The 14,315-nt window shown below is 64.8% G+C and carries 12 protein-coding genes; 5 read left to right on the forward strand and 7 right to left on the reverse strand.

All coding sequences use genetic code 11. The features are described 5' to 3' along the window. The coding region (gene tnpC, locus IYY11_RS10885) for an IS66 family transposase (RefSeq protein WP_196403876.1) at positions 1-651 on the forward strand (651 nt) is incomplete at its 5' end. A 574-nt stretch (positions 652-1,225) separates the two neighbouring features. Here the strand turns inward: tnpC and clcA are convergent. Continuing rightward, positions 1,226-2,545, reverse strand: a complete 1,320-nt coding sequence (clcA, locus tag IYY11_RS10890) for a H(+)/Cl(-) exchange transporter ClcA (protein ID WP_196403877.1) — start codon at positions 2,543-2,545, stop codon at positions 1,226-1,228. 183 nt (positions 2,546-2,728) lie between these two features. Here clcA and IYY11_RS10895 point away from each other — a divergent pair, with 183 nt between their 5' ends. Continuing rightward, positions 2,729-3,823: a HupE/UreJ family protein gene (locus tag IYY11_RS10895; RefSeq protein WP_196403878.1), complete on the forward strand. Its 1,095-nt coding sequence runs from the start codon at positions 2,729-2,731 to the stop codon at positions 3,821-3,823. A gap of 106 nt (positions 3,824-3,929) precedes the next feature. On the opposite strand, the gene phaC is transcribed toward IYY11_RS10895, so the two are convergent. Together phaC and ald are read right to left on the reverse strand one after the other, a co-directional pair. Continuing rightward, complete coding sequence (gene phaC / locus IYY11_RS10900; protein ID WP_196403879.1) at positions 3,930-6,011, reverse strand: class I poly(R)-hydroxyalkanoic acid synthase; 2,082 nt, start codon at positions 6,009-6,011, stop codon at positions 3,930-3,932. Positions 6,012-6,258: 247 nt separating this feature from the next. After that, positions 6,259-7,389: an alanine dehydrogenase gene (ald, locus tag IYY11_RS10905; protein ID WP_196403880.1), complete on the reverse strand. Its 1,131-nt coding sequence runs from the start codon at positions 7,387-7,389 to the stop codon at positions 6,259-6,261. A gap of 120 nt (positions 7,390-7,509) precedes the next feature. Here ald and IYY11_RS10910 point away from each other — a divergent pair, with 120 nt between their 5' ends. From IYY11_RS10910 to IYY11_RS10920, 3 genes are all read left to right on the forward strand, one after another. Then, positions 7,510-7,911, forward strand: coding sequence for a DUF3775 domain-containing protein (locus tag IYY11_RS10910; RefSeq protein ID WP_196403881.1), 402 nt, complete (start codon positions 7,510-7,512; stop codon positions 7,909-7,911). A 96-nt stretch (positions 7,912-8,007) separates the two neighbouring features. Beyond that, positions 8,008-8,346 (forward strand): small metal-binding protein SmbP, encoded by a 339-nt coding sequence (gene smbP / locus IYY11_RS10915; protein ID WP_196403882.1) that lies wholly within the window; start codon positions 8,008-8,010, stop codon positions 8,344-8,346. A gap of 165 nt (positions 8,347-8,511) precedes the next feature. Further along, positions 8,512-9,936, forward strand: a complete 1,425-nt coding sequence (locus IYY11_RS10920; RefSeq protein ID WP_196403883.1) for an amino acid permease — start codon at positions 8,512-8,514, stop codon at positions 9,934-9,936. A gap of 55 nt (positions 9,937-9,991) precedes the next feature. Here the strand turns inward: IYY11_RS10920 and hpnE are convergent, their stop codons facing one another. From hpnE to IYY11_RS10940, 4 genes are read right to left on the reverse strand one after another with little or no spacing between them, the layout of a single operon-like run. Then, positions 9,992-11,239 (reverse strand): hydroxysqualene dehydroxylase HpnE, encoded by a 1,248-nt coding sequence (hpnE, locus tag IYY11_RS10925; RefSeq protein WP_196403884.1) that lies wholly within the window; start codon positions 11,237-11,239, stop codon positions 9,992-9,994. Further along, positions 11,236-12,111 (reverse strand): presqualene diphosphate synthase HpnD, encoded by an 876-nt coding sequence (gene hpnD / locus IYY11_RS10930; RefSeq protein ID WP_196403885.1) that lies wholly within the window; start codon positions 12,109-12,111, stop codon positions 11,236-11,238. Before hpnD ends, hpnE begins: the two co-directional genes overlap by 4 nt. Then, a complete protein-coding gene (gene hpnC / locus IYY11_RS10935; protein ID WP_196403886.1) occupies positions 12,108-13,010 on the reverse strand; it encodes a squalene synthase HpnC in 903 nt (300 codons plus the stop codon). The genes hpnD and hpnC overlap by 4 nt, the downstream gene beginning before the upstream one ends. A gap of 37 nt (positions 13,011-13,047) precedes the next feature. Next, the gene (locus IYY11_RS10940; protein ID WP_196403887.1) at positions 13,048-14,265 is read right to left on the reverse strand and encodes a glycosyltransferase; all 1,218 of its coding nucleotides are present in this window, start codon (positions 14,263-14,265) and stop codon (positions 13,048-13,050) included. Positions 14,266-14,315 lie beyond the last annotated feature (50 nt).

Raw genomic sequence — 14,315 nt, forward strand, 5'->3', positions numbered from 1 at the left:
GGGCGTTATCTGCAATGCGACGGCTATGACGGCTATGAGCTTCTCACGCGAATACAGCGCGACGAGGGTCCATGGACGCTGGTCCATTGCTGGAGCCATTTGCGGCGGCGCTTCGTCAAGCTCATGCGCAATACAAAATTCCCGATCGCGGAGACGGCGGTCCGCCATATCGCCGCGCTCTACGCCATCGAAGCCGACATACGTGGCCACGCGCCGGAAGCGCGGCTGGCGACGCGTAAGAAACTTTCCGCGCCCGTCGTCGAAGCCTTGAAACCGTGGTTCGAGAAGCAACTGTCGCTGATCTCGTCAGGCTCCACGTTGGCCACGGACATCCGCTACGCGCTGAACCACTGGGCCGGTCTCACCAAGTTCCTGGAGGACGGCCGCCTCGAGCTGGATACGAACCCTGTTGAGAACGCCATCAGACCCGTGGCTCTTACGCGAAAAAATGCGTTATTCGCCGGGCACGAAGTCGGAGCTCAAAACTGGGCGCTGCTCGCCTCCATCGTCGCGACGTGCAAACTAAACAACCTTGATCCCGTCGCCTACATCGCCAAAACGCTGCAAGCCATTCTCGACGGACATCCTCAAAGCCGCATCGACGAACTGATGCCGTGGAGCTTCGTCGCCGCGTCAAGCCTCGCCGCATAGGTGATCGGAAAGGCGCTTACTGATTAACAAATCAGCAAAGGTCACCCATTTCCTATGCAGTGATGGCCAGCGAAGAGTGGAGAGCATTTATCCGGTCTCGGCGGCGCTGAGTGAGAGCTTGAACGAGACGGCGGCTGTGCCGCGTGCCTAAGTGGCCGAACTCATCCGGTTCAGTCCGCGAGGAAATGTGGGTTAAAATATTGGCTCACCGATTCACTGTTAGTTAATACGATTTAATTACAATAGGATAATTGCATCGTTTGGCGGAAGGGGTGGGATTCGAACCCACGGTGGAGTTGCCCCACGCCGGTTTTCAAGACCGATAGAAGCTCAAACTCCACGACTCCTTGGTCAGCGACGCGCGCCATTAGCCGGGCTATCCGCCAGTGGGGAAAAAGCGCGTAATTCCCGTGTCGGGCGTTGCTCTCGAGGGTGCGCCCAGCGTCCACGAAACGCCCTTGCAATCAATGGGACGTTTTTGGGCGCACCTTTTTCTATGCTGTTGCTATGAAAGCAGAAGTCAACTTCTACTTCCCCCACCATCTCCAGCATGGAAATTCTCCTACCGCGTCGATCAGCGAAGGAAGCGCAGGCGCTCGCGCAAGGCGTCGTAAAGAGGCGCGTCGCTCATCAGCGTAGGGATGAGCATGGCCGTAAAACAAGCCGCCAGCATCGGCAGGAGCAGGAGCGCGCTGCCTGTCATTTCCGTCGCGAGCACGAGTCCGGTCAGCGGCGCCCGCACCACGCCCGTAAAGAACGCGGCCATTCCAACCACCGCGAAGGCCTCTGGCTGAATGGGAAGGTCCGGGAACGCCAATCCGCAACCGGCGCCGAAGAGCAGTCCCAATTGCGCGCCCAGCGTCAGCAGCGGCGCGAAAAGACCGCCTGGCGTTCCCGCCGAATAGGACAAGGCGCCGAACCAGAACCTCAGTTGAAAGAGGAACGGCAATACGAAGAGGCCGGGCGCCCCAAGCAGCGCATTCTGGGTGAGATTATCTCCCCCGCCGACGCATTCCGGTCCGAACCAGGCGAGAACGCCCGCCGCGGCGCCGATCGCGGCGGCGCAGGTCTCCGCCGGCAGGCCGCGCACGAGGTCGACCGCGGCCAGCGTCGCGAGCACCGCCTTATTGTAGGCGATGGCTACGGCTCCGCACACAACGCCAAGCATGAAGAACAGCGGGCCGATCGCCGGCGCCGGATACGCCAGCGGCGGCAATTGGAAATCCGGCGCGTCGCCCAGAATAAGATGCGCGACGGCGATTGCGGTCGAGGACGCCGCCAGCGCGGCGATCGCTATCCGATGCTCGAATTTTTGGACGAGCTCTTCCAGGACGAAAACCGCTCCGGCCATCGGCGCGTTGAAGGCGGTCGCGAGGCCTGCGCCCGCGCCTGCCGCCAGCAGAACGCGGCAATCCGGCCAATCTCGGCGGAAGGCGCCGCCGAAGAGATGGCCAAGCACCGCGCCCATCTGCACGCTCGGGCCTTCGCGGCCGAGCGCAAGGCCCGAGCCGATCGCCAGCCATCCGCCGACGAATTTCACCGGCAGGAGGACAAAGGGCGACGGCGCCGCGTCGCCGCGCAAGACCGCCTCGACATGCGGAATCCCGCTCCCCGACGCGTGTGGCGAATACCGCCGCACCAGCCAAGCCGCGGCGACGGCCGCCGACGCACAGCCGCCGACGAGCAGAATAAAGCCCGCGATTGAGTGGCTATGCGCCCAATCGATAACGGCTGCGCGAAAAACATCGGCCCGCTGCAGCGCGAGCCGGAAAAGCGCGCAGACGAGACCCGCGACGGCGCCAACCATCAGCGCCAGCGTCGCGAGAACCGTCAGATTGCCCTCTGAAGACGTCAAGGCCGTCGAGCGGTCCTCATGGAGGTCGCGAAGAAGCATGGTCGCAGCTGCTCGGTCTGGGGGCGGGGTGCGCCACGGCGAAGCCATAGCACAATTGCGGTCGGGAACGCGCTCCTGGCGGCGTCGGCGCGCCGAATGCAGATCAACGCTCGCGCTTGCGCTGTCTTGTCCAGGGCAGCGGCGTTTGGCATGTTGCGCCCGCTACGAAATGGGGGAGCGCGTATGACCGGGGTTTTCAGGATAGTCGCCGCCGTAATCTTGTCGTGCGTCGGCCTCGCGGCTCCGGCGATGGCCCATACGCCCGATATTTCGACAGGCAAAATCCTTCCCAAGGACAATCGAACCTATGCCGTCGAGGTCGGCTTTCTCGCCACCGATCTTGAGCGCATGTTTCAGGACACGATGAGCGAACGCGCCAGCGTCGACCTCTCGGCGCCCGGCGCGCTCGAAGCGGAAATCGGCAAATTTGTTCAAAAACGCGTCGCGATGCGCGATGCGACAGGCCGCGCCTGCATCGCCAATGTCGAAAAATCCGGCGAAGACCCCACCAACCAGGACAGCGCGCTCATCGCCGTGCGCTTCGACTGCGGCGCAACGACGGGCACGCTCTTTTATGACGCGACGAAGCTCCTCGCCGCGCAGGGCGCAAAGGGAAAGCATCTGGTCACGCTCGAGGGAACTGAAAACGCCGGCCAGACCATGCTCTACCCGGAGGATCCCGCGCTCGATCTGTCAAAGCCGATGGAGACCACCGCACAGCTGATGTGGAAGTTTCTCAAAGCCGGCGTCGAACACATCGTCACTGGCTACGATCATTTGTGCTTCCTGTTCGCGCTCATTCTGTGGGCGACCCGCATTTGGCCGGTCGTGAAGATCGTCACCGCCTTCACCATTTCGCATTCGATCACGCTGTCGCTGGCGGCGCTCAATATCTTCACGCTTCCCTCGACCTTGGTCGAAGCGCTGATCGCCGCTTCGATCGTTTTCGTCGCCGTGGAGAACTATTTCTCGCGCGACGTCGACAACCGCTGGCGCAACACCTTCCTCTTCGGCTTCATCCACGGCTTCGGCTTCGCCTCGGCGCTGACCGAGATGGGCGTGCCGCAGGGCGGCGTCGTGCCGGCGCTCGCGGCGTTCAACATCGGCGTCGAACTCGGCCAGATCGCCATCGTCTTCGCGGTCATGCCGATCCTGTTCCTGATCGACAAACAGACAGGCGGCAAGCGCAGCGAAAAGCTCGTCTACGTGGCCTCGGCGCTGATCGCGATTGCGGGCGTTTATTGGTTCTTCGAGCGGATCGGGGTTCTACCGGGGTAAGCTCCAGGATAGCTCCCCGGTTGTCGCCGGCGCCACGCGTCTACTGGCGCGGTGGGTTGGCGCGCTGAAGCGCGCGTCCAGCCGCGACTCAGCCGATTCAACCCGCCTATCCCCGCACCCGCACATATTCGCCGGGCGCGTCGCAGATGATCTTGAGCTTGCCGCCGCCGGGCTGGCGCGCGGGGACTTTCTTGGGCGCCTGCGCGGTCACCCAGCCCAACCAGTGCGGCCACCAGGAGCCCTTGGTCTCCTTTGCCTTCTTGATCCACTCCTCGAAAGCGCCCTTCGCGGGGCCGCCCGTCCAATATTGATATTTGTCTTTGGAGGGCGGGTTGATGATTCCCGCGATATGGCCCGAGCCGCCGAGCACGAAGGTCACGTCGCCGCCGAAAAACCTCGCGCCGCGGAACACCGACTGCGCCGGCGCGATATGATCCTCCCTCGTCGCGATCTCGAAGACCGGCGCCTTCACCTGACGCAAATTGAGCCGAACGTCGTCGATGACCATCTCGCCGCGGGCGAGACGGTTTTCGAGATAGCAGCTGCGCAGGTAGAAGGAGTGATTGGCGCGCGGAATGCGCGTCGAATCGGAATTCCAATACAAGAGATCGAAAGCGGCGGGCTCGACGCCCTTCATGTAATTGTTGACGACATAGTTCCAGATGAGTTCGTTCGGCCGCAGCATATTGAAGGCGTTGGCCATCTTGTAGCCTTCGAGATAGCCGGTGCGCGCCATGCTTTCGTCGAGCGCCACGAGCCGCGCCTCGTCGACGAAGATCTGTAGATCGCCAGCGTCGGAAAAATCGACCTGCGTCGCAAACAGGGTGACGCTGTCGATGCGATCATCGCCGGTCGCCGCCATATAGGCGAGCGTCAGGGCGAGCAGCGTGCCGCCAACGCAATAGCCCGCCGCCGTGACCTTGCGTTCGCCCGTCGCCTTCTCGATCACGTCGAGCGCGGTCAGCACACCCTCGTGCATATAGGCCTCGAACCCCTTCGTGGCCTTGGTCTCGTCGGGATTGACCCAGGAGATGATGAAGACCGTGAAGCCTTGCTCAACGGCCCAGCGCACAAAACTTTTCTCGGGGTTGAGATCGAGCACATAGAATTTGTTGATCCAAGGGGGCGTAATGAGCAGCGGCCGCGCATAAACTTCCGCCGTCGTGGGCTCATATTGAATGAGCTCCATCACGTCGTTGCGCCAGATCACCTTGCCGGGCGTATTCGCCATATCGACGCCCAGTTCGAATTTCTGGTCCGCGCTCTGGCGGATCTTCAGCACGCCGCCGCCCGCGGAAATGTCTTCCGCGAGCATCTTCAAGCCGCGAACCAGATTCTCGCCCTTGGCGTCCATCGTGGCGCGCAACAACTCTGGATTGGTCGGCACAAAATTGGATGGCGAGATCGCGCTCGAAATCAGCCGCGTATAAAAGACCGCCCTGGCCTTTGTCTGCGGGTCGAGACCCTCGGCGCTCTCGACCATGTCGCCCGCCCAGCGCGACGCGAGCAGATAGGATTGCCGCAGCCAGTCGAAGAAGGGGTTATCGTTCCATTCGGGCCCGGAGAAGCGCTTGTCGGCGCGATCCGAGGGAACGATCGGGGCGACGTCCTCCCCGCCGTAGCGGCGAAGCGTCTGCCGCCAGATTTCGCTCAACCCCTTGTAAAGATCGGCCTGGGCGACGGCGGCGCGATCTGGCTTCGACAGCCAATATTCGGCGACGGCGCCCAGAGTCTTGGTGGCGTCGGCGACATTGGCGGCAAGTTCGCTGCGCGCCTCATCGGGATTGACGCCGCCAATCGCCGCGGCCAAGGCCTTACGGCCCTGGTCAACGAGCTGCGCCATATTGTCGGCGATCGCTTCGATGTCGAGCCGAGCGAATTTCTCGAGATTGGGATGCGGCGCGGGCGCGCCTGCGCCATTCGACGGCGCGGGCGCGGCCTTTTGGGTCGGAGCTCTGGGCGCGGAAGGCTTTTTCGGCGCGGTCTTTTTCTTGGCCTTGTTCTTTGTCTCGCTCTTTGTCTCGCTCTTGGCCTTGTTCTTGGCGTCGCTCGCCTCGCTCTCGGCCTTTTTCTTGGCCTCACGGGGCGGCTTCACCCGCGGTTCGGACTTGCCGAGCGCGGAGACCTTTTCCGCCGTGGCCCCTCGTTTCCGGTCGGCGGCGGGATCCTGGTCCTGGTTCGCGCTCATGCCCTAAACCTGTCTGTTTTTCGAATGATGCGGGGCGCCGCGACGCAAACGCCGCGTCGCTCTGGTCTAACAATTGCGCGCTGATGAGAAAAGCTCTGCCGCCCTGGCGCGAGACGACGCGCCCGGCGACATAAACTCGAATTATTACAAAGCAATGCCGAATTGCTCCCCTGAGCGAGCGCTCTCCAGGGTCGATTGTGCGAAAAGGTCGCACGGACCGGAATGGCTGACATCATTCAGCAGGATGCTATGCGGCGCCGGCGCTGTCCAGCGCCACGAGCTGCGGCGTGAGCGGCAGACCATGCGCGGCGGCCACCGGCGGCGAAAGGATGCGCCCGGCCGAAATTTCCAGCCCCGCGCGAAGATGCGGGTCGTCCTCGATGGCGCGACGCCAGCCCTTGTTGGCGAGCGCCAGCACGAAAGGCAATGTGGCGTTGTTGAGCGCGAAGGTCGACGTGCGCGGCGTTACGCCGGGCATGTTGGTGACGCAGTAATGCACGACCCCGTCAACGACATAGGTCGGGTCGGAATGACTCGTCGGCCGTGACGTCTCGCAGCAGCCGCCCTGATCGATCGCGACATCGACGATCACGGCGCCGCGCTTCATCGTCGGCAGCATGTCCCGCGTGATCAGGATCGGCGCCTTGGCGCCTGGCGCGAGCGCCGCGCAGATGACGAGATCGGCGCGCTTCACCGATTCCCCGATCGCGGCGCGGGTCGAATAGATGGTGCGCGCCGCGAAACCGAAACGCGTTTCGAGACGCCGAAGCGCATCGGGATTGCGGTCGGCGACAAGCACGCTCGCGCCCATGCCGAGCGCAATCGCCGTCGCCTGCGCGCCGACGCTGCCGGCGCCAAGAACGAGAACGTCGGCCGGCGGCACGCCCGGGGCGCCCGCGAGAAGAACGCCGCGGCCGCCCGCCTGCTTTTCCAGAAAATGCGCGCCGATTTGCGGAGCCAGCCGGCCGGCGATTTCGGACATCGGCGCGAGCAGCGGCAATCCGCCGCCCGGCGCCGTGACCGTCTCATAGGCGATGCAATGCGCGCCGCTCGCCATGAGTTCGCGCGTGAGTTCAGCGTCGGCGGCGAGATGGAAATAAGTGAAGAGCACATGGTCCGGCCGCAAGTAAGCGATCTCGCGCCGCTGCGGCTCCTTCACCTTGACGATCAATTGCGCCGCGGCAAAGAGCGCTTCAGGACCATCGACGAGCTTCGCGCCCGCGGCGGCATAGTCTGCGTCAGATAGATCCGCGCCCTCGCCCGCGCCGCGCTCGATGAAGACGTCATGTCCCGCATGGGCAAGCTCGGCGACCGAAGATGGCGTCAGGCCGACGCGGTATTCGTTGTCTTTGGTTTCTTTCGGCGCGCCGACACGCATTTCCGGCTCCAAAATACGGCGTCGACTCGGGTAAAAATTTCGCCGCCGGGGAATATATGCAAATGGCCGACTTTCGCGGCAAGGGCGAAGGTCAAGCGAGTTGCAAAACGGGAGCGAATAATGCCGACCATCAACACGGACAAAGTCTGTTTCGTGGCCGTCAAGGCTCGCGAGCTTGAAAGCGAGGATGAAGGCGTCGAAGCGGACGCCTCAAACGCCACGGACGACGGATTCGTCAGCGTGTTGACGGAGGACGCTTTCCCCACCATTCGCGACGAGGTGGCCTCCTTTATCGACGCCATGGACATTGACGAGCAGGTCGAACTCGTCGCGCTGATGTGGGTGGGCCGGGGCGACTTCGCCGCAAGCGAATGGTCCGAAGCTCTCGCGCAAGCGCGCGCCCGGCATGAAGGGGCGACATCCGCCTATCTGCTCGGCGTTCCGCTTCTGGCCTCGTTTCTTGAGGGCGGCCTCGCGGAGTTTGGCGAGAGTTGCGAGCTTTATGCCGCCGACCGGCAATGATGGCGCCGCGACATCGAGAATGCCGGACATGACCTCGATACCAGAGCGAAGGCGACCATATTAACGCTCATGCGGCGAAGCATTAAGGAGATCCCCATGAATCGCAGGATTTTTGCTGCAGCCCTGGCCCTGTCCCTCGCGGCCTTTTTCGCCCCCCGATTGGCCTACGCGGAAGACCATCTGGGCGAAGCCATCACCCACACCAAACAGGCGATCAGCGAAGGCAAGGCGGGAAAGGCCGAGGCGCTGACCATGCATGCGGAAGAAGCCTTAAAGCACGCCAAGGCGTCCGAGGCGGAGAAGCCCAACGAGCATACCAAACAGGGCGTTTCGCATCTGGAAATGGCGATCGACCACGGCAAGCAGAAACATGCCGACATCGGGACGAAACACGCCGAAGAGGCGCTGACGCATCTCGAGGCCGCCAAGAAATAGCCCGCCAAGAAATAGCCCGCCAAGAAATAGGTTTCCCTGACACGACGAGAGAGCGGCCACTGGCCGCTCTTTTTTTGCGGCTGCGCATGGCCCGGCCGCAATGACAGCGTCGCCTGGATCGCCTATGGACGTCGTGGCGGACACGCCCGCCGACAGGCCATTTTGATGAAGCTTTCCTCCTCGCTGCTGCGCGCCAAATCCATCGAATCGCTGCAAGCCGAAGCCGACCGACCGGGCGGGTTCCGTCGCGTGCTCGGGGTCTGGCAGCTCACCGGCATCGGCCTTGGCGGGCTCATCGGCGTCGGCATTTTCGTGCTGACTGGCGTGGTGGCGGCGACTCAGGCCGGCCCTGGCGTCGCCCTCTCCTTCCTGATCGCCGGCGTGGCGAGCGCCGCCGCGGCGCTCTCCTACGCCGAATTCGCCGGCATGATTCCGGTCGCCGGCAGCGCCTACACTTATGCCTATGCGGTGCTGGGCGAACTCGCCGCCTGGATCATCGGCTGGGATCTTCTGCTCGAATATGCGCTGGTCGTCGCCGTGGTGGCGATCGGCTGGTCGGCCTATTTGCAGGCGCTGCTCGCGCAATTCGGCTTCGCGCTTCCCGACTGGGCGAGCGGCGCGCCGGGAACCGGCCCTGGCCGCGTCGTCGATCTTTTCGCCGCGCTCGGCGCGCTCGGAGTCGCCTTCCTGTTGACGCTGCGCGTGGAGGTCGGCGCGCGCTTCAACACCGCGATGGTGGTCGTCAAAATCGCCGCGGCGCTTTTGGTGATCGTCGCCGGCCTTCCCTATGTGCGCGTCGAGAACTGGACGCCCTTCATGCCCTTCGGCTTTTCCGGCGTGGCGCAAGGCGCGGCGGTCGTGTTCTTCGCCGTGTTCGGCTACGACACGCTGACGACCGCCGCCGAAGAGGCCCGCGCCCCGCAGCGCGACGTGCCGCGCGCCGTTCTTCTGTCGCTCGTCGTGGCGCTGACGCTCTATATCGCCATGTCGCTCGTGCTCACCGGAATCGTGCGCTACGACACGCTCGACAATCCGGCGCCGGTCGCGACCGCTTTCACGTCGCTCGGCCTGCCCTGGGTCGCTTTCGTCGTGTCGCTCGCGGCGGTGGCGGGCATCGCCAGCGTGATGCTCGCCTTTTTGCTCGCCTGCGCCCGCATCTGGTTCGCCATGAGCCGCGACGGCCTGCTCCCCGGCTGGTTCGCGAAGCTGCATCCGCGCTTTCAGACGCCCTATCGACCGACGCTGATCGCCGGCGCGCTGACCGCGCTCGTCGCCGCGCTCTACCCGATCAAGGAAGTGGCGGAGCTGGTGAACATCGGCACGCTCTCCGCCTTCGTCGTCATCTGTTCGGCGATCATCGTGCTGCGCCGCACCCGGCCCGATTTGAAGCGCAGCTTTCGCGCGCCTTTCGTCCCCTTCACGCCGCTCGCCGGCATCGGCTTTTCGATCTGGCTGCTGTCGCGCCTGCCGGCGGTGGCCTGGGAGCGCTTCGCGATCTGGATGGCGATCGGCCTCGCGATTTATTTTCTCTACAGCCGCCGTCACAGCCGACTGGCGGAGGGCGTCAACGCGGCGAAAGACCGCCGCTAATTTTCGCATTGGTGAGGCGCAAGCGCGCTTGCTCACCATGCACGAAGGGGTCAGTTCAACTAGCCGTCGTCGCCAGCTCCGCCGCTCTATCGCCTGATCGTATCGAGCCCTCGATCGTCGCCGGCAGGCCGGTATTCGTCCAGTCGCCGGCAAGCCACAGATTGTCCCAGCGCGTCTTCGCATCAGGCCGGCGCTCCTCCTGCGCCGGCGTCGCGGCGAAGGTGGCGCGCTTCTCCTTGACGATCTGCCAGGGTGGCGGCGCCGCCGGCAGCCCCGTCGCGGCGGAGACCTCCGCCCAGATTTTTTCCACAAGCGCTTCGCGCGACTCGTCGATCAGCCGGTCGGCGCCGCTGATCGTCACCGAGAGCCGATCGTCGAAGGCGAACAGCCATTCGGTGAGCGTGCCGATCATGCCAAGAAGCGGCGGCTGACCCGGCGGCGGCGCGATCTTGAAATGCGCATTGAGGATCGCGCGAAAATCGTCCGGCGCGACGAGACCGGGCAGAAGCTCCTGGGCAATCCACGGCGGCGTCGCGAGGACCACCGCGTCGCCTTTTTCCAGCGTCACTTCCGCGTCGCCGAAGCGCAGCGCAGCGACGCGAGAATCATCAAAAGTGAGTTCGCGCAGACGCGCCCCGAAGCGCGGCTCGACGCCTTTGGCGCGAAGCGCGCGCAGCGCCGGCTCGATGAAGGCGTCGCCGAGGCCGCCCTTGGCGACCATGGGGCGGCAGGCGTCGCCGCCCGCCGCGAGCGTCTCGCGCAGCACGGCGCCTGCGAGCGTGGCGGACGCCTCTTCAGGCTCGGTGTTGAGCGCCGAGAGCAGAACCGGGCGCCAAAGCTTCTCCCACAGCGGGCCCTGGCAGCGCATGGTGTCGCCGATGGTCGCGCCGTCCTTCGCGAAGAGAAGCTTTCCGGCGTCGAGATAGTCGAGCGGCCCCGTGCCGGGGACGCGGCGGTCGGCGACAAAGATCCACCAGGGAATGCGCGAGGCGTTGGGGCGCAGCGTCCAGCGCTCGGCCGTGCGCGCGTCGAGAAAATCGAAGGCGCATTCGTCGGGACCAACAAGCGCGTCGCTCGCGCCGATGCGTTTGGCGTACTCCCGCGCCGCCGTGTTGCCGGACAGCAGCAGATGATTGCCGTTGTCGATCGTCAGGCCGAGCGACGCGTCGAAATAGGAGCGGCAGCGTCCGCCCGCCATGCGCGCGGCTTCGTAAAGCGCGACGCGCCGTCCGGCGTCGGCGAGGCGCAGCGCGCAGGCGAGCCCCGCGAGGCCCGCGCCGATGACATGAACCGTTTCGCTCACGTGAAGGCGTGTCGCAGGAAGGCGCTGACGAGCTTGAGACGCGACGCCCGCACCGGCGCGCGCGGCGCCGAAAAGCCGCGAGCGGCGAGATTGTCGAGGATCGAACGATAGCCGGCGGCCATGAGATAGGGCGCTTTCACCGCGCGCTTGGGCAGGCCCGCCATCACCAGATCCGCCTGGTCATAATGTTCGCGGGCGCGGGAAAGGACCGGCGCGCACACCTCTTCGAGCGAAGGATTCGACAGCACGGCGTGCGGCGCGAAACTCATGACCCCCGCGGACTCAAGCGCCTCTCGCGGCAAATACAGCCGCCCCCGCGCGGCGTCCTCGTCGAGATCGCGCAAGATGTTGGTGAGCTGCAACGCGCGCCCGAGGTGGTAGGCGAGCAGTTTCGGACCCGTCGGCAAATCGCATTCGGCGCCCGGTTCCTCCTCCGCGAGACCGAACGCGCGCACCGACAGCCGTCCCACGGCGCTCGCGACGCGGTCGCAATAGAGCTCAAGCTTTTCCCAGTCCGGCGCGCAAATATCCTCTTCGACGTCCATGGCCATGCCCTCGATCACCGACTCGAAATCGGCGCGCTCGAGTCGGAAGCGGCGGACGGGTTCAGAGAGAAAGCTGACGCGCGCGCGGATGCGGCCGGCATAAAGCTCATCAAGGTCGGCGCGCCACTGGTCGAGCGCGGCGCGGCGCACGGCGCGGTCGCCCTCGTCGTCGGCGATGTCGTCAACGGCGCGGCAGAAGGCGTAAATGGCGAACATCGCATCGCGCCGCGGCGGCTCGAGAATGCGCATCGCGAGATAGAAGGAGCTTCTGGTCGCGATAGCGCGCGTGCGCAGCGTCGTGGAATCGGCAAGCGCGTCCATGGTCATTGGCGCGCCCCTGGGCGCGTGCTCGGGACGGCCTCGGAATCTGCGCGGCGCGGACGCGAAACGCGGCGAAGAAGCGCGCCGAGCGCGCCCGCCGCGCCCTTTAGCGCAAAGCTGAACTTGCCGTCGTGAACCTTGTCGCGCAGCGGGTCGGCGACCGCGAGGCGCGCAACGAGCTGTTCGGCCAATGTCTGGATGGCGCCGATCTCCATGGCGAGTCGCGTATCGTCGATCAGATCGGCGAAGGGACGCGACTGCGCGAGCAGACGCCCGGTTTTTTCGTTGAGGTCGCGGATCGTCGCCAGGAGCGGCGGCGGCGCGCTTTCCTGCGCGAGCATCTCGACGGTCGCGCCATGCGCCGCGAGCGATTCCTGCGGCAGATAGACCCGGTCGAGGTTGCGGTAGTCCTTGCCGCAATCCTGCAGGTGATTGATGATTTGCAGCGCCGCGCAAAGCGCGTCATTGGCCGGCCAGACCCGTCCGGGGTTCTCGCCATGGAGATCGCAGACGAAGCGGCCGACCGGCATCGCCGAATAGCGGCAGTAATCGATGAGATCGTCCCAGTCGCGATAGCGCAATTGCGTCACGTCGCGCTTGAAGGCGAGGATCAGATCGCGGGCATGCTGCGGATCGATACGCCGCTCCCGGCAGGTCTCGCGCAGGCGGCGCGCCACCTCCGCATCCTCTTCCGCCTCTCCAATCAGGGCGGCGTCAAGCGCGTCCAGCAGATCGAGCTTCTCTTGCGCGGAAAGCGTCGGGTGGTCGGCGATGTCGTCGGCGGCGCGAACGAAGTCATAGAACGCCAGAATCGGCGCGCGGTGCCGCGGCGCAATCAGAAAGGAGGCGACGGGGAAATTCTCGTCGCGATGGGTCTTTCCCGAACTCGTCTGCGCAATATCCATATGACGCCGTCTTGCCGCTCCACGGCGCTGGCGCGCCCTATACCTCGATTTGCCGGTTCGCCTCGATCTCGGCGGGCGTTTCGAAGCGCTGCGCCGACTTTTGCGCGCGCGGCGCCTGATAGCGGCCTTTCCATTCGCCGCCGCGGCCGCTCAGGTGCCGCCAGGCCGATTCAACCGTAAACCACGTATAGCATGCCGCGACGCCTGGCAAAGCAAAGGCGCGCCACCGCGACAGGCCGTAAAAGCGCAGCGTCGGCATATAGGCCTGCGCCATCAGGAGCCAGGAGACGAGCGCCGTCTCGCGCGCCGGCGATTCGCCGAACAGCGCCAGATAGGGCGGCGCAAGATAGGCGGCCGCCATGCCGATGAGCGCGCCCGCGAGGCGCCAGGGGGAATAGCTGAGCTGCGCATAGGCGGAGCGCACGACCATTCGGGAGATATCGGCAAGGCGCGGATAGGCGCGCAGGCTGTGGACGTCTTCGGTCAGACCCAGCCAGATCGGACCTTGCGCCTTCATCAGCGCGCCGAGCGCGCAATCGTCGATTAGCGCGCCGCGAATGGCCCGCAGACCGCCTGCGGTCGCGAGCGCCTCCGGACGCAGCAGCATGACTCCTCCCGCGGCGCCCGCCGCCGGGTGATCCGGATCATTGATGTGGCGGAACGGGTAAAGCTTCTGGAAGTAGAAAATGAAGGCGGGGACGAACCAGCGCTCCGCGAGGCTTTCGCAACGAAGCTTGACCATGAGCGAGGTCAGGACGACGCCGCGCGCCGTCGCGCCCGAAGCGAGGCGGGCGAGCACTTGCGGCGAAAATTCGATGTCCGCGTCGCAAAACAGCACGAAATCCGGGTCGATCGGCAGACTCCGCACGTGATCGAACCCGCGCTGCATCGCCGCGAGCTTCCCCGTCCAGCCCGCATCGGGTCCGCGCGAGGAGAGGATCGTCAGGCGGCTCGACGCGCCAGCGGCGGCGGCGCAGCGGCGGGCCGCCTCGGCGGTGCCGTCGTCGCTCTCGTCATCGACCAGAATAATGTCGAAGCGGCCATGGAACTGTTGCGCGAACAGCGACGCCAGGCTTTTTTCGATGACGTCGGCTTCGTTTCGAGCCGGAACGATCGCCACGACATGGGTCGCCGGGACAGCGGCGTGACCGCTCAGGTTGCGATCATGTTCGGTCAGCCGCCAGAACCCGCCGCGAAGCGCGATGAGATAGAGCCAAACGAACAGCCCGAGGGCGGAGATGACAATCGCGAGCATGGGCGAATCGGGGTAAGGATTCGACGAGACCGCGTTTTAGCACTCACGCT

It is taken from the genome of Methylocystis sp. H62, from assembly GCF_015709515.1.
Lineage (GTDB): Bacteria > Pseudomonadota > Alphaproteobacteria > Rhizobiales > Beijerinckiaceae > Methylocystis.